The organism is Mesorhizobium sp. M7A.F.Ca.US.011.01.1.1, from assembly GCF_003998295.1.
Taxonomy (GTDB): Bacteria; Pseudomonadota; Alphaproteobacteria; order Rhizobiales; family Rhizobiaceae; genus Mesorhizobium.
This window is the reverse complement of the sequence record NZ_RZRT01000052.1, coordinates 1-15,221: the sequence shown is the minus strand read 5'-3', so window position 1 is coordinate 15,221 and position 15,221 is coordinate 1. Positions and strand designations below refer to the sequence as shown.

General features: G+C 56.4%; 12 protein-coding genes and 1 pseudogene. 5 read left to right on the top strand and 8 right to left on the bottom strand.

Going from position 1 to position 15,221, the window contains the following annotated elements:
* Nucleotides 1-56: 56 nt before the first annotated feature.
* Nucleotides 57-5,642, bottom strand: a complete 5,586-nt coding sequence (locus EOA13_RS29715) for a DUF3320 domain-containing protein (protein ID WP_063169424.1) — start codon at nucleotides 5,640-5,642, stop codon at nucleotides 57-59.
* Nucleotides 5,643-6,278: 636 nt separating this feature from the next.
* Here EOA13_RS29715 and EOA13_RS29710 point away from each other — a divergent pair.
* Entirely contained in the window at nucleotides 6,279-6,692 is a 414-nt protein-coding gene (locus EOA13_RS29710) for a MucR family transcriptional regulator (protein WP_082826711.1), read from the top strand.
* 34 nt (nucleotides 6,693-6,726) lie between these two features.
* Entirely contained in the window at nucleotides 6,727-7,557 is an 831-nt protein-coding gene (locus EOA13_RS29705; protein WP_127224212.1) for a thermonuclease family protein, read from the top strand.
* A gap of 13 nt (nucleotides 7,558-7,570) precedes the next feature.
* Here EOA13_RS29705 and EOA13_RS29700 read toward each other — a convergent pair whose 3' ends face one another.
* From EOA13_RS29700 to EOA13_RS29675, 6 genes are all read right to left on the bottom strand, one after another.
* Complete coding sequence (locus tag EOA13_RS29700) at nucleotides 7,571-8,716, bottom strand: DUF4236 domain-containing protein (RefSeq protein WP_095770037.1); 1,146 nt, start codon at nucleotides 8,714-8,716, stop codon at nucleotides 7,571-7,573.
* A gap of 50 nt (nucleotides 8,717-8,766) precedes the next feature.
* Nucleotides 8,767-9,825, bottom strand: a complete 1,059-nt coding sequence (locus EOA13_RS29695; RefSeq protein ID WP_224571173.1) for a hypothetical protein — start codon at nucleotides 9,823-9,825, stop codon at nucleotides 8,767-8,769.
* Nucleotides 9,813-11,129, bottom strand: a complete 1,317-nt coding sequence (locus EOA13_RS29690; RefSeq protein ID WP_063169428.1) for a hypothetical protein — start codon at nucleotides 11,127-11,129, stop codon at nucleotides 9,813-9,815. Before EOA13_RS29690 ends, EOA13_RS29695 begins: the two co-directional genes overlap by 13 nt.
* Nucleotides 11,129-11,947 carry a hypothetical protein gene (locus EOA13_RS29685; RefSeq protein ID WP_063169429.1) on the bottom strand — a complete coding sequence of 273 codons (819 nt, stop codon included), beginning with the start codon at nucleotides 11,945-11,947 and terminating at the stop codon, nucleotides 11,129-11,131. The genes EOA13_RS29690 and EOA13_RS29685 overlap by 1 nt, the downstream gene beginning before the upstream one ends.
* Entirely contained in the window at nucleotides 11,940-13,379 is a 1,440-nt protein-coding gene (locus EOA13_RS29680) for a hypothetical protein (RefSeq protein WP_063169430.1), read from the bottom strand. Before EOA13_RS29680 ends, EOA13_RS29685 begins: the two co-directional genes overlap by 8 nt.
* 197 nt (nucleotides 13,380-13,576) lie before the next feature.
* Nucleotides 13,577-14,017 (bottom strand): hypothetical protein, encoded by a 441-nt coding sequence (locus tag EOA13_RS29675; RefSeq protein ID WP_126066778.1) that lies wholly within the window; start codon nucleotides 14,015-14,017, stop codon nucleotides 13,577-13,579.
* Nucleotides 14,018-14,146: 129 nt separating this feature from the next.
* Here EOA13_RS29675 and EOA13_RS39600 point away from each other — a divergent pair, with 129 nt between their 5' ends.
* The 3 genes from EOA13_RS39600 to EOA13_RS29660 are packed head-to-tail and all read left to right on the top strand — an operon-like array spanning nucleotide 14,147 to nucleotide 14,886.
* Nucleotides 14,147-14,281, top strand: coding sequence for a YHYH domain-containing protein (locus tag EOA13_RS39600; protein ID WP_199489651.1), 135 nt, complete (start codon nucleotides 14,147-14,149; stop codon nucleotides 14,279-14,281).
* Between the two features lie 28 nt (nucleotides 14,282-14,309).
* Nucleotides 14,310-14,549: a hypothetical protein gene (locus EOA13_RS29665; protein WP_082826591.1), complete on the top strand. Its 240-nt coding sequence runs from the start codon at nucleotides 14,310-14,312 to the stop codon at nucleotides 14,547-14,549.
* 52 nt (nucleotides 14,550-14,601) lie between these two features.
* Nucleotides 14,602-14,886, top strand: a complete 285-nt coding sequence (locus EOA13_RS29660; protein WP_063169433.1) for a DUF6804 family protein — start codon at nucleotides 14,602-14,604, stop codon at nucleotides 14,884-14,886.
* 203 nt (nucleotides 14,887-15,089) lie between these two features.
* Here the strand turns inward: EOA13_RS29660 and EOA13_RS29655 are convergent.
* Nucleotides 15,090-15,221, bottom strand: a pseudogene (locus tag EOA13_RS29655) (IS481 family transposase); the annotation flags it as partial.

Sequence of the window (15,221 nt, the reverse complement as noted above, 5' to 3'; positions counted from 1 at the left end):
AAAAGAGGTGTTCCGAGCTTCGACAGAAATTGCAACGAGGGCGCTGCAGCGCCCCGTTACACTTCAGCTAATTTCTCGCTCGCGGATTCGCCGGCCACCAACAAGCCGTCTTGGGACCGTAACACTCCTTTGGCAACCAAATCGGCGACCCCAGCTGAAATCAGCTGCCTTAATTGTGCGCTTGTGGCTTTGAAGCCCAGCATCCTGGCAACGCCTGTGGCGATTTCTTCCTCTGTCGCACCGAGGTTGGATTTCACGACTTCCATAGCGCCTTGGGCGACCTCGTCCTGCGCAATCATTTCGGGCTTGCGCAATCCAGCGGACACGACCCCACTGCGATCCCTGAGACGAACAGGAACACCTGGCTTGAAGCAGAAGTTGCCTCGACGGGCTACTGAACCACCTCTCTGTGCTATGCTTACCCCCCGCTCGATTGCATCCTGAATCCTGCCACCGGCCCGCTGCAGACCCCAGGCGTCCCGAATACGCGAAACTATTTCGTCGACATGGATTGGCGTTTCTGTAGCCACGACCTGCTCGACCAGTCCGGCCATGATTCCGCTGGGCGTCTCGTGGAGTTCGAACGATCCCGGTCGCTTTAGTTCGGCCTCTTCGTAGGCTCGATTGGGTGTCTCGGATCCGTTTGTGCTTTCGAGACCGATTTCCGTCACGTTGCCTCGGTCGACCGTAACAACCTGCACGGCTACAGCTCGATTTCTCTGGACCCCCAATTCGGCCCGCTCATCGAGTTCTTTTCTGGCGGCCTCAATCGCTAGTATGGTTCGCTCCAGCTGCTCACGAGGCCGTTGGAACCAGTCAGCGCTCCAGATGCGATGGATGATCCAACCATGGTCTTCCAGAACCGACTGCCGAAGCCGGTCTCGATCTCTGGCCGAGCGAGATGAGTGATATTCTGCGCCATCGCATTCGATGCCAAGAATATAGCGGCCTGGCCTCTCTGGATCCGCAACTGCGAGGTCGATGAAGAAGCCGGCAATGCCCACTTGAGCATGAACCTGATAACCCATTTCGATCAGCGCGTTGGCTACCTGTTCTACAAAGATTGAATCCATTTCGCGAACCGTGACTTGGGCAAGCGAAATTCGCCCTGTTCTCGCGTAGTGCAAGAAGAGCTTGAAGGCGAAGATGCCTTTCCCTTTGCCACGCTCCAGGTCGATGTCCTCGTCTGTGATGGACGCGAATACTTCGCAGCTGCGCTTGGCGCGGCTTATGAGGACGTTGAGCCGACGCTCGCCGCCTTCCGCGCCAAGAGGGCCGAAACGCATGGCCATGTATCCCTGGGCATTCTTGGCATACCCCACCGAGATCATGATCACGTCGCGCTCATCGCCTTGAACATTTTCGAGGTTCTTGACGAAGAATGGCTCGCTTGGATGAGCGTGAAAGAATTCCTCGGTGTCGGGATTTAGTCGCCGCAGCGCTTCGAGTTCATCCTGGATCGCGCGGCGTTGGCTAACCGAAAATGTTGCAACGCCTAGAGTCTCTTGCGGGTTCACCTTCGCATGACGGATGATCGCCTCCGCTACTGCTCTCGCCTCTACCGGATTGGTTCCTGTGCCGCCGGAATCGAAGACCCCCTCCGGCACATGATGAAACCGCAACCCCATACCTGCCTCTTGGGTATAAGGGCTTGGCACGATGAAAAGCCGGTTCTCGTAGAACTGGCTGTTCGATACTGCGATTAGAGATTGGTGACGGCTACGGTAGTGCCAGCGCAGCATACGCTGCGGCAAGCCGCGGGCCGTGAACAGGCCGAGGATGCTTTCAATGTCGGCGACCTGCGCGCCCTCACCCTCGTCATCTTCAGACTGCGAGCCTGTCATCTTCGCGAAGAATGTCGTGGGTGGCAGTTGGCGTTCGTCGCCAACGACGACCACCTGACTGGCCCTGGCGACCGAGCCAAGTGCGTCCACGGGCTGGATCTGAGACGCCTCGTCCATCACGAGCAGATCGAAGGACATCCGGCCGGGCGACAGGAATTGCGCCACCGAAAGCGGGCTCATCATGAACACTGGCTTCAGCGCCTGGATGGCAGGGCCTGCCTTCTGCATCAATTGCCGGATGGGCATGTGGCCTCGTCTGCGCGCCATCTCAGAACGAAGCAGTCCGACAGGTCCAGCTCCGCCGTCTCTTGAAGGAATTTTCCGGTGATGAGCCGTTACAACTTCGATGGCGCCGGCCTTGATGCGCTGGCGGTCCAGATCTGCGAAGTCACGTACAGCCCTGGAATGCAGTTCCCCGTCGAACCTTGCCAGCTCCGGCTCATCGGTCGCCATCGCCAGAAACATTCGTTCGTAGTAGGCCATATCAAAAACTGATCGAGCCGATCCTGTTGTAATCTGGCCGTTGGCTAGGCCGTCTATCAACTGTCCCAGTCCAGCCTTTCGGGCCGTTTCGGATCGCTCTTCATAGGCAACCCATTTCGAGAGCTGCTCCTGATGATCGAGCCAACCCTGCAGCCGAGAAACGACCTCGCCTATCGCGACGTCCGGAAAATCGACTACTCCAAACAAGGAGGGAGCATCGGCTTTCAAATCCCCTGTAAGCGCCTTCAATTCCCGCGCTGCCGCTTGGGCCGCTTCACGTGCTGAACGTGCCGAGTTTGCGATCTCGATTCTTTCAGGCAACCGCGCAGCCAGATGTCGGATCGAGCCATTTTCTTTCAGCCAAAGCTCGGCTTGCGTGAGAGCGGCCCAATCGGATCCTCGACCGTGCCACGACGAGCCGAATACGAACTTGCCAAGGCTCTCTCCCGCATCGATCCCTTGAGCAAGTGCTTGTAGTCTGCCTAGTCGGCGCAGTAGCTCCACCCGCTCAGTGATTAGATCCGGAACGTCAGTCAGAACCTGTCGTGACGCATCATCGGCTTGAGCTACAGTGCTCGCCTTCGCTTCCATCAGTTGCAGCGAGGCCCGCTCGGCGGAAGCCACGTCGCCTAGCATGGATGACGCGAGGTGCCCGAGATCGTTCCAGAAACCTTCGATAATTGGCCGACCGATTTCGATAACCTTGCGAACGCGCGCTGCACGCGCACCGGCCTCGGAGCGTTCCGCCATCCGGCCGGCGATAATCCGAGGTTCGGGGCCTAGCCCTCGTAGAGTCCGCATCCACTCCACTAGCGCGAGCAGTGGCGCGGAAGCCGATCGCTCCCCACGCCAATCTGCCCCGAAGGCGGAACGGCCAAAAGCGTCGCCTTCGCGGACTCTTGCTGCGGCAGCCTGACCCTTCATCAAAAGGTCGAGGAGACCAACTATCTGCGTCGCAGGCGCGCTAGGGTCGACCACAATAGTCCGCGCAAGTGCTGTGGCGCGACGGTAGTCGCCGTTCAATGCTTTCAATATTCCCGTGTGTGTGGCGAGCGCCTGCCGCGCCGCGGCCACCTCGGTGCTCCACGCCGCGTCAACAACCTTGCCCTGAAGGTCGGCTCTGGCAGCCTCAAGCGTCGCTACGCTGTCGGCAAGGTCGCCTGCCTGCTCAAGTCCGGAGTCCCAAACGGTGGCTGCGAAGGCCTCCGGACTTGCGTCAGGTGCTGCCGCTACTCGCTCGCCGGTCACGGCCAGCCTGAGCAAGCCTGCCAACGTGTCTGGCAATATCGCCGATCCGAGTTCCTGATTCAGGCGCTCAGCTTCTTCCCTCAAGCGTGGGAGCAGAATGGTGAGCTGTCGCGCACGATGGAAACCATCTTTCGGAAATTCCGAGGGAAGCTTTGCAAGCTCTGTCTCGAGACCTTCAATTGGCGTGTCGATAGCCGTTGCCGCCAACTGCTCCGAAAGTTCCTCGGACTTGCGGGCGAAATCCGTTCCTGACCAGAGAAGCGATGAAATGTCTTTCGGACGCTCATCCCATACCGGCGAGACGAGCGCCTCGGCAGGAAGTCCAGGCGCGGACGCGAGAAGCTCAGCGCGATCTTCTATCTCGCCGCTGTCGCTGAGAATTTTCGGAGGCTCGGCCTTGATCCGCTCAGCGATACCGACCAGTTTGGCGTGCAGTGCCTTGGCTTGGTCCAGCAACGCCGCGATGCGTGGGACGAGCCTCTCAATGGTCGTTGGAAGAACGACATCCAGGCCAACTCCCCGCCACGGGTGGTGGATCGGCAAGCCGATCTCGTTGATCCGCTGAGAGACCTCATCGAGCAATTTGCGACGTTGCGAAACGCCGTCAGTTGTCCAGCTTGTGGCATCCGTAAGTTCGATGTCCACTGGTTTCTGACCGACCTGCCTTAGTCGGGTTAGCTGGCCGAGAACCTGATAAGGAGTGAGTTCGGACGCTCCGAACGCAACGTGCATTCGTGCAGCATGTGCGTTGAGTTTATCGCGAGCCTCCAGCAAGCGATCAGTTAGGGAAGAAGGAAGCTGGCCCCTGGGCGATCCGAGTTGCCAGGTTCGCCGCAGCTCCTCTAGCATCATGCGCTTGTTCGCCTTGTTACTATGCAGCTCAAGGCAGGCGTCCCCCACCCCAGCAGTGTCAAGCCGTCGCTTGACGACCTCCAGCGCTGCCATCTTTTCGGCCACGAACAGCACGGTCTTTCCGTCGGCAACGGCCGACCCAATAATGTTTGCGATCGTCTGCGATTTTCCTGTCCCAGGCGGACCTTGGATAACGAGGTCGCGACCTTTTCTGACGTCATGGATCGCCAGTGTCTGAGAACTGTCACTGTCGACGATATGCAACATTTCGGCGGGCGCAATGTGCGGATCAATCGCTATGTCGTCCGACATAAGCGGCTCGCGTGTTTCGAAACCATCTGAAAGAAGCGAGCGGATCTTCGGTTGTTCGATAATCTTTGCGCCATCGGGCCAGAGATCCGGATCCAGATCACGGTACATCAAGAACTTCGCAAACGAGAAGAAGCCGAGCACCATATCGTCGCGAAGCACCTCCCAACCCTCTTTGGTCGAAATTGCTTCGGCAACGGCATCGAGATAGGCCGAGACGTCGAAGTCATCTCCCACCTCAAAACGCGGCAGAGCGAGCTTGTGAATGCGGTCGAGATAGAGTTCCAAGGAGAGGTTTGCGGTAAGATCTTCCGGCCGGGCTCGTAGGCGGAATTTTTCTCCAGCGGCCCCTCGCTCAAGCCGAACCGGCACCAAAATGAGGGGGGCCTGACGGATGTTCTCTTTGTTGTTCGGGTCAATCCACTTCAGCATTCCAAGGGCCAGAAAGAGGATATTGACGCCCTGCTCTTCCTCGAGTGTGCGGGCATCATGGTAGAGATCAAGGAGCCGCCGCTGCAGCCCAGTTGGGGTCATACGCGTCTGCAGCTTGGTGTCCGAGTGCCGCGCGGATATCCCTCTGTTATCGACTCCATCGTCCTCTGGTTGGGCGAGAGCGACGGGGGAATAGTCGATCTCTTCGTCTGGAGGGCTGCTTTCATCCTGGCCCGCTTTCGGCCTATCGGGCTTGCCGGCCAGGAAGGTAAAAGCCTTTCCTTCGGTCACCAGCAATCGATAAATTTCGGACGACTTCTCATCGACGATATCGATCGTCTTCGCGCTCTTGGAAAACCGCGGCACATTCAAAAGTCGATTGCGGGCGGAAAGATCGAGCAACTCCATCCTGGCGCGCTCGAGTTTCTCCTTTAGAGGGAGATCGCTTTGGAAGACTGACTGTTTTACGTCCAAGACTTACATCCCCTTTGAAAGGAGAACCAGCTAGAGCCCGCGTAGAGCGTTCGCGCAAGAAAAAACAGCCGTGTTCAATTAGAAACGACTGCGATCACTTCTGGACACCGTCCAATATTGCGACGTGTGATATGGGTCAGAGCCTGCATTCTTGGCCCCCTTTGCCTAGTCGCTATCCGACGAGGATTCTCGCTCCCTGCCCCCGTATTTAGCCGCCTCCACAATGTCTTTTTCTGACACAGAGAGTCCGTTGCGGACCCGAATGGCTCCCGCACTTGGAACGCGGTCCAATTCAGATCCAGTCTTTGCCTTATCCTTCTGGGGCTTAACCTCCGGCGGCGGGTCTTTCGAAAATGTCATGCGTAGGTCCTACTCGTCCAAATCTAAATGCATCCGCCTGTGAGCCTCAAGCCGCTTTCCTGGTCATACAAAGAAAACGCCGCGCCCAATCAATCCACCGTCTCTCGTGGTTCCGCATTCTGATTGGCGCTTTAACATTCATCACTATTAGCGCCTGGCATTTAGTATCCTCCCTCTACTGGTTTTTTTAGCCGATAAGTAATAGATCGGGATTTCACTGCAGAAGTCCGGAGCCATGAAGTGACTGACGAAATCCAAAATACGGCCACCGCGCTGATGGAGCTTACCGCCGATATCGTTGCGGCTTATGTGAGCAAGAATTCAGTGCCGGTCTCCTCATTGCCGGACCTTATTGCCAGCATCAATTCGTCATTAGCGCGTATCGGCCAGCCGTCCGAACCGGAAAAACCCGACCAAGTTCCCGCGGTCAACCCCAAGCGCTCAGTCACTCCAGACTACATCGTCTGCCTCGAAGACGGCAAAAAGTTCAAGTCCCTCAAGAGACACTTGAACACGCATTTTGGACTGACGCCCGACGCCTATCGCCAAAAATGGGGCCTCTCCAACGATTACCCCATGGTCGCGCCTAACTATTCAGCCAATCGCTCCAGATTGGCAAAATCGATTGGCCTCGGTCGCACAGCAGCCGCGCCCAAGAAAGCAGCAGCCAAGAAGTCAAAGACGCGCTAGCAAAACATTTGGCAGCTTCGCAAAGGATCGAAAATTGAATCGCGATCGCTATTCCCATCGCCGCAGCTCGCGGCCAAGACGCGGCCGGGTTTCAATTATGCGCAAGCGTTTCTTTTCACATAAATCATTAGCCGCGATCCTGGTGATCACGCTAGCAGTGGGCGCTTATGTCACCTCCTACTTTACAGGGTGGGGCAACCAGATCGCGGGACCCAATACAGCAAGCGCACTCGGGTCAAAACCGAAGCCTATCGTCGGCGTAGCGTCCATCGTTGACGGGGACACGATCGAGATCCACGGACAGCGTATTCGTTTCAATGGCATCGACGCACCTGAAAGCAGCCAAAACTGCAGCGACGCAAGCGGGCAAGAATACCCATGCGGCCGCAAATCCGCAGAAGCACTGGACATCTTCCTCAGTCAATCCCGACCCATCCAGTGCAACTTTGTTTCGTGGGATCGTTACAACCGCTTCGTTGGTGATTGTCAGCGGGCGGACGGTGCTAGCATTGCGTCTTGGATGGTCGAACAGGGTTATGCCCTGGATTGGCCTCGATACAGCCATGGTAGTTACGCGTCACAACAGGCAGATGCCCAAAGGGCCAAGATTGGCATCTGGGTTGGCACTTTCACAGCCCCTTGGGATTGGCGAGCAACACATGCAGCCAACAATAAACCCGGTAATGACACATCCTACGGCCTTACAGGCCGTCGCCAAATAGCTCAGAGCTATTCGTGTCAACCGCGTCGCTATTGTAAGCAAATCTCCTCATGCGATGAGGCGCGCTGGTATCTCAATAACTGTAGCTGGGGACCCAAATTGGACCGGGACGGCGACGGAATTCCGTGCGAAGGCATTTGCTGACCAAGCCAATTCCTTAGCGCGCTTTCAGCAAGCCGGACTGGCCACCAGCGTTTCGGTGCATTTGCGCGAGTGCCAATAGAGCCTGGCAAAAGGGCTGGCTGACGTTTGTCTTGGAAAATTCCACCAGCTCGTTGAGCCCGGATGGGCTAGAAAACCGCAAGGCTTCGTAGCGACAGACAGGGATCTGCCGATTATCTCTGAAGCGTTTGTCGGGTCCGCCATTCTTATTGGGATGAGCCCAGGTATAGCTCACGATCTCAGCATCAGATGGAACTTTGCCGGTCTCAATAAAATTGCTGGGGGCAAATTGCGTCCTGAGGTCTCCATACCCAACGGCACCGTACTGGTTTCCGTCCTTCACCAAAATCATGTCTGGCATGAAATAAAGGATTTGCCGGCCGACGTGTATCGACGGTGGTGTGACATTGCTGCGAACAACCGTCGGCAAGGAAGCTTGGAGCGTCGTCGACTTTTTATCGACCAACATCGTGGCTCCCGCATTGCGCTTCCAAGTCGTCAGATCCTCTATCTTGCCACCAGCCGCGACATGCCAACTCGCCGCGCAGCGTGTGAGCGTGTCAAAGGCGGCGACAAGTCGCCCGTAGGCCGCCTCCGCGTCCTGCTCCAAATCATAGTAGAGCACGCTCACCCGGCGGTAGCTGTCCAACCAGTTGCCAATAAGCATGCCCGGCAAAAAGGCAGCAATACCGATCAGCGCCACCCCACCTCCCAGCATTGCGCCTGCGATCAATCCGGCGATCCCAAACAGCACGGCCAGGATGAGCGACATTCGCGTCTGCGATTGCCTCGCATTGATTTCATCAAGCACATTGGCAAATGTCTCATCACGCATCTCGATCACATCGGCGGACTCGATTTCTCTCATCACGACGCCACCGCTGACATATTCCACGGGTGAGGATGTTGGATGGGGCTTTGGCCCAGATGGGAATTCAGACAGTTGCAGCGTCTGCTTGGCGCTGCGCTTTCCCAAAGTGCCTCGGTAGTAGAGACCGCCGACGCCTGCATGAATATAATGCCCTCGTGGGCCAGTCCCGATACGAAGACCTTGCACGCCAACGGACGCGCCAACCCCGCCAGACGAGAAGTTAAAGCGGAAAGGTCCCGCACTAATCGATTTTCGAACGTAAAACCCCATCCCCGCAATCCCCCCCAAGCCCTGTGAGCGAAACCCAAGGGCAGTTCGCCTCACAACTTTGGTACCGGAACCAGTCCAATATCTGTCTCTCGCGAACGTTGCCTGACCCTGATCTCAATTCGCCTCCTCGCCTTGACGTCGCCGGCCTGTGCGCCGTCGGTGAGCCGGTCGCCAGGCAATATCAACTGGCCGCCGGACATTGGCAGGATGGTGAAGCCTTTCAGTTCCGGCATATCGCGCAGGATGCCTGTGACGGAGATCGCTCGCGCTAATCCAAGCCCGGCATTGTCGGCAGGATGGAGTGTGCCAATGTCCATCTTGCGCGCCAGTACGGGCTGAAGGCCTCTGTCCATATTCGATGAGTCACCGGACATCGCCTGCTCGTCCGTGTGGCCAATCACCTCAATGACGTCCACACCATAGGAAGTTGCAATTCCAGCAATGGTCTTCGACATCTGCCGCAACTTCGTTTTGAAGCCACCGGAAAGCTCCGCACTTCCAGTATCGAAATTATAGCCATCGAGCTCGCTAAGACTGATGATCGGTGGCCAATCGTGTGGCTTGTCAGCAGAGGCCTCGTTCCTTGCCTTCTTCAGTGCGTCAGCAAGATCCTTGGACGTCTTGCCCGTGCCAACGTAGCCGAGCTCGCGCAGAACCTTCATCTTCTCGATCATGGCTTTGGCCTGATCAACGTCGACGTCGTTGTCAGAGAGGACTTTGGCGGCCGGCGCGCTTTTCACCGCTTCCTCAAGGGTCAGTCCCACTTTTTTGATTGCCTCTGCGGCCTCTTTGGCCCGGACCAATTCACGCCATTCTTGATCTGGTACATTGCGTCGACTTGCAGGCTTGACCATGGCATTCAGCTGAGCCAGCAACCGCTTGTTTTCCTCGTCAAGCTTGCGAGCGTTCTCATTGAGGGACTGCGCAATCTTCTGCGCTGCCGCAGCCTCTTTCTTTGTCTTGGCGATGAGCGCGCCTGCAGCAAGCAAAAGGCAGAAAACGAGAAGCAGCATCGTCTCAGCCATCGTCAGGCCGAGTATCAGGCCGCGGCCATAGCCCTTGCGCTCAAACGTAATGGCTGTTCCGCTAACCTCACTCACCTGCCCCACCAACTTGCTCTCTTTGGCGGTTCACCCTTCTCCACCTCCGCCGGACTGCTTAACGATCGGAAGGTGTCGCCCTCCGTGTCATCCGAAACCTTGATTGGCGTCTCCACAGGGGAGGCAACAGTGGAAGGTGCCGCCACTCGCTCGACATCGTTCGCTATCGCATTGCTCAGAGGCTGGGGAGTGCGCACGGCCGGGAGGCTATGTTGTGTAAGGGTTGCGACGAGGCCGCGTGTTTCATTGCTGTGTTTCTGCATCACAGCCATGAACTCCTCAGTCAAACGCTGCTGCGCTTGGACAGTTTCTGCGGTCTTTTCTGCGGCCGCTGCCGCTCTCTCCACTCCAGTCGCCACCTTGATCACTGCGTCGGCAAGACCGGTCATCCGCGTTTGCTGCTCTTGCGAGGCTGTTTCGGTTTTTATCGCATATTGTGCGACAGCATTACCCAGGAGCTTGACCATCGGCGCCAGATCGTTCTTCAGCACCTCATCAGGAACAACCACCTTTTCCAGCTTGGCAGCCATATTGTCGGCTTGATTACCGAGCTTTCCAACAGAGTTGGACATCGAGCTGTTGGCTTTATCCAGCAAATCCGCTGCAGCTCCAACGCGGTTCGCTATCGAAGCAAACTGGGTTTCGACTTGCCCGAAATTGTGCTGCAACGCGTCACTGAGCTTGGCAGACGCCTCTTGGACAGGCTTGATCGATTCCATGGCAATATTGTCCAGGGCAGATCGAATGTGCTCCCCATTGCGTGCCGCTTGCTCGGCAATCTCTGCAAAGCCCTCTTCGAGCATTTGATGGCTGACACGACGAAAGTCGGCGAACTCCCTGGTTACGCTTTCCATCTCGGCTCTTACACGCCGTGTCATGTCGGCAAGTTCGTGCCTCGCCGTTCGCTCAATGTCCGCGGGATCGCGCCGCATCTGATTGTAGAAAACCCTCAGAGCAATACCGGTGATCGTCGACGTGATCGCGATGCCAAAATTTTGGACGATCGTGTCGGTTGAGCCTTCCGTTCCAAACTGAAACAGCGAGACCCCAAGGCTCGTCAGGGTGAACAGGAAGCCCATATAGTAGAGGTTATCGCCGGTCTGCTCGTCGTGCAGTTGTAGCTTTCCAGCAAAGATCGAAACCCCGAGATAGAAAAACATCAGGCAGGCCGGTGCTACCGCCGCGACGATCGGATTTACGCCTGAGAGTTTTGCAATGGCGATGAATACACACCCGCCGAGTGTCAATGCCGCGAAAACCACGACCGGCAGACGTGGATGATCCAGCAAAGGTTTGTCGTGCGCTCTCGCCATCAGTTTAACCCATCCAAGCCAACCAGCTTTTCGAACTCGCCGTGATGGTTCTGGACCCAATGTGTCCAGAACTCCGCGTGATCCAGGGTCTGAAATGGCTTCTTTGCCCGATCGATATAAAGAATTGTGATGCCCACCCCATCCAGCGACGTCCCATATGTGCGGTCGGCGGCGCTGTTGAGGTATTTTTGGTAATCCAGTCCCGATCGGTACTGCGAGTAAATCGTCGTATGCTCGATCATGTCAGAGGCGACCACCAATCGCTTGGGACTGCCCTGTTTGGCCAAGCTGCTATCGAAGAGCGACAGCTTGATTTTCTGAATTCCAGCCATGATCGGAGATTGGCTCGCGGAAGCCGCATTCGGGATTTCATCGGGAAGTTTGTTCAAAGGATCGCCGAAGGCGTTTTCCCACTTCTTTTGACGCCGCGCAGGATTGTTGGTCCAACTATCGACGGTCGACCCATCACCGGGATTGCATCCATCGAACATCACCGTCAGCTCACCAGGCGCCGAGCTCAGGGTATAAATCCTCACATACCCACCCGGCTCGACCTGCCCAATGGTCTTTCGGAACTCGTTCTTGAGATCAGCCATCGTCGTTGCCGAAATTGGATCAGTGGCGTCGATGAGGACGGCGGTCAGGCTGGAGGGTCCGTCCAATGGGCAATTCGTGTTGGCGTCGATATGGCCATTGCCAGACCTGGTCCACATCCAGCCGAAGCCGGCCAACATCGCAACGGATAGCACACCAAGGGCAATGGCCGCGGCAATGGTACCCGCATTGCCTTTCTTGCGTCTGCGGGTTCGCCTAGACATTCACGCTGTCCGGGTGAAGCTTATCAAGATCTCGGTACTGCTCAATTCCCCGTTCGCATTCCTGACCAATCAGACGAACCTGCTCGTTGAGTTCCTCCTGCGCCTGGCGAATTGATGCGCCAACATCTCCCTCATTCCACTCCCGCTCGCCGGTGACGTATGGCTTGATGCGATCAAGTTTGTAGGGCGTTCCGAAATGCTTGGGCGCCGGCTCGGTCCTCGCCTGGATGTTGGCTTCCCGATACATCGACAAAAGCTGATTGCAGGCTCGCTCCAATTGGTCTTGATGCTGCGCAAAAAGAGCCAGAAGCCTCGATCGATGATCGACAATCGCGCGGTGCTCGCGCCGGCGACTACCAAGCTGCTTGACGATTTCCTCCACTTTTTCGTTGTGGTCGTCGCGGACATCCTGCAGCTCTTCGATCAGTTCCTTCTTTCGATCGATGTAGTCATCGCGCCGTCGAACGAGCCGATTTTCAACGCCAGTGTAGCCTGGGTAAGGGTCGAGCACGAACCAGCCGTCGATAAAAGCGAAAAGCGAAAACATCAGGCCGATCGCAAACAGCAACCAGGACTTGATGTCCGTGAGACCCGCTGGATTGGCGAGCATATTACGGATGACCTCAGCGCCGGCGCCGTCAGCGAGCGAGCCGCTGACCTCACGGTAGTGCGCTAGCGCCAAGTTTATCGAAATCGCCAAGCCGATATAGAAAAGGATTGAAATGATCCCAACGAATTTTACGAAAAACGACCGATGGGTGACGAGACGAGCGCAGAAAACCGCCAGGAGCAAAGCCGCCCCGATGTTGATGAAAGAGAATGCCGCAGCCTCAAGGATGCCACCAAAAAATCCCTGCTCATTGCCCTTGGCCAGGAAGTTGCCGTTCATCGCTGTCTCGACCAGAAACAGAAATAGCAGAAGCGATAGCCGGAAAATGTGAGCGGCACCGTGCTGCACACGCGCGGCACGAACGAGACCGTGCTTCTCCTTAAACCATGCATGCTCTTTTTCGGCGTCGTTCAGGGCCCTTCTCAGGCCGTGAAGTTCATCGAGGCCCACGGCGACCGAGGCTTTGAAGTCCGAAACGCTAGCGGCATTCGTCTGACGGATTAGACCGAATTGTTCCTCGAAATCGAGGCCGGCAAGACGACCTCCAAGGAGTTGCAGGTTGTCCTCAAGAGTGTGATGCGCAGCCTTCTTCTCATCCTCAACGCGTTCCACGATGGCATGTTCGACATCGTCGAGATTCTTTGCCGTTTTCGGGGGTTGGTTCACCTCGCCGCGCTGCTTTCCGCGGTTAATGACATCCAGGTCGCCGTCGATCTTGGCAGGGTCCAGGCTGTTGAATAGCTGAGTGCTCGCCCGAAAATCGTGGTTGGATTCTCGCAGTGAGTCACGCAACTTATTTAGTTTTTCGAATTTAGAGCCCACGCACTCACAACCCCAACTTTACGCCCCCCGGCAGAGTGGTTTCTATGCATAGTAGAGCTAAAGGGCAACCGCACATTCACTTCTATCCACTTGCTAGTGCGGATCAGGCTCAATTGAGTTCCAACAAATGATCATGGCTGCTGATCAACTGGTTGATCGGCCGCGACTAGTCATGTCATGAGCCGTGCTGCGATGCTCTAAGGACAGAGTGCTACGAGCGGGTTCGCGACTGGGAAATTATCCACAGTCGTATACGTGTACTGGATCTCACCGCCCAGGCGAACGAAGGCAGATAGTTCCTCCGCACGACAGACATAGTTTTTGGTCATTTCATCGATCTTCTGGACATAGACCGGCCGCGAGACGCCAGCAGCCAACAATTTGGCGTCTACTTCCGCATCGGTCTGAGCCCAGGTGGCGTTGAAAACGATCCTTGGCCCGATTGCGATGATGCTCCGAACGGAGATGTTCGAACTGATCAGCATGGGCAATGCTGGAGCCATTTCGGTTTGCATTTTTTTTGCGTAGGCGCAGACGTCGGTCTTGGTGTACTTCGAGAGGCATTCATTTGCCGTCGCCACCCTTGGCCATGTCAGCAGGATCGCCAACGGGACGTGCATCAATCGCAATCCATCCAAAGTATTCTCCTCGCCCGATCTTGGCCTGCACAGAGGAGCATCTATCCTATTTGTGTTCACAGTGCCACGAGCAGCTTGTGCCCGACCGGCAATAGTGCTCTGTCTGAAATACTTTGGGAGGGCAATAAAATGAAAACAACATTTCTCGCGGCTATGGCCGCTGCAATAATCGCTTGCGCGACCGGCGCGTTTGCACACAGTGGCGGCACTGATGCCAACGGTTGCCATACCAACCATAAGACCGGCGCGTATCACTGTCACTGAAGGTCACGCCTTTCTGAGGGACACAAACATGCTGAAGAACATCATGTCAGCTCCGCTGGGCCTCCTCTTCATGCTGGGCGGGCCGATCACCTACGTGATGAATGTCGTCGACACATGGCAGGGCCATGCATCAGTGGTCGTAAAAATCCTGATTAACTTGAGCCTGGATGCGATGTTGGCGTTCATTTGGCCGATCACTTGGGCAATCTGGCTTTTCAAATATATGGCGGGCGCCGAAACTCCACTAACAACCGTGCTGGGCGTTTGAGGATCAAGTTTGCTGAAAATAATGCTTTTCGACGCCGGCCGGAACGGTCCGGTTGGTCTGCATCTGTGTAGCTATTGCCTCGCTGCTGGCGGTAGCGCCATGGCCGTACGGCTATTACCAATTCCTCCGCGTGGTGGTCTTTTTCGCCGGGATCTACTGCGGAGCCATGGTGTGGCGATCAGGCCCTGAAAATCGCACCCTGGCTTGGGCGCTGTTTGGAGCGGCAGCGATCTTCAACCCGTTCATGCCGGTTCATTTGCCGCGCGAGCTGTGGGCAATCTTCAACGTCGCAGCGGCTACTCTGTTCGGCTTTGTCGCATACCGGCACCGGAATTAAGCCGATAATCTGAGATGGCCAAGAGTGGACCTGAGACGCCGAAGGTCAAGGCGCGCCCGAGGGTCACCGTGTCACAGCCGTTGGCGCTTTATGCGGGAGATCTCCTCGAGCGGACGAAGGAGTACTTCGAGGCTTTCAACCATCTAGGCTCGGAGTCGGAAAAGGCGCATCTTTTTGCCCGTTATTTTCTATTTTCGCATGCCCTAGATGTGGAGCTTCAACAGGTTGTCCTCGATCAGGGCGAGGCGACTGATAGGCGTTTTTGACTTTAGGCTGCCATGTGGACGATGCCAATTGTATCTGTGCAGCCAGACAGGCAGTTCGGCGGCACGATG

Bases quoted from the DNA above. Each gene is read 5' to 3' on its own strand.
- EOA13_RS39600 (WP_199489651.1), top strand. From the start codon at position 14,147: ATGAAAACAACATTTCTCGCGGCTATGGCCGCTGCAATAATCGCTTGC.
- EOA13_RS29690 (WP_063169428.1), bottom strand. From the start codon at position 11,129: ATGGCGAGAGCGCACGACAAACCTTTGCTGGATCATCCACGTCTGCCG.
- EOA13_RS29665 (WP_082826591.1), top strand. From the start codon at position 14,310: ATGCTGAAGAACATCATGTCAGCTCCGCTGGGCCTCCTCTTCATGCTG.
- EOA13_RS29700 (WP_095770037.1), bottom strand. From the start codon at position 8,716: ATGGGGTTTTACGTTCGAAAATCGATTAGTGCGGGACCTTTCCGCTTT.
- EOA13_RS29685 (WP_063169429.1), bottom strand. From the start codon at position 11,947: ATGTCTAGGCGAACCCGCAGACGCAAGAAAGGCAATGCGGGTACCATT.
- EOA13_RS29710 (WP_082826711.1), top strand. From the start codon at position 6,279: ATGGAGCTTACCGCCGATATCGTTGCGGCTTATGTGAGCAAGAATTCA.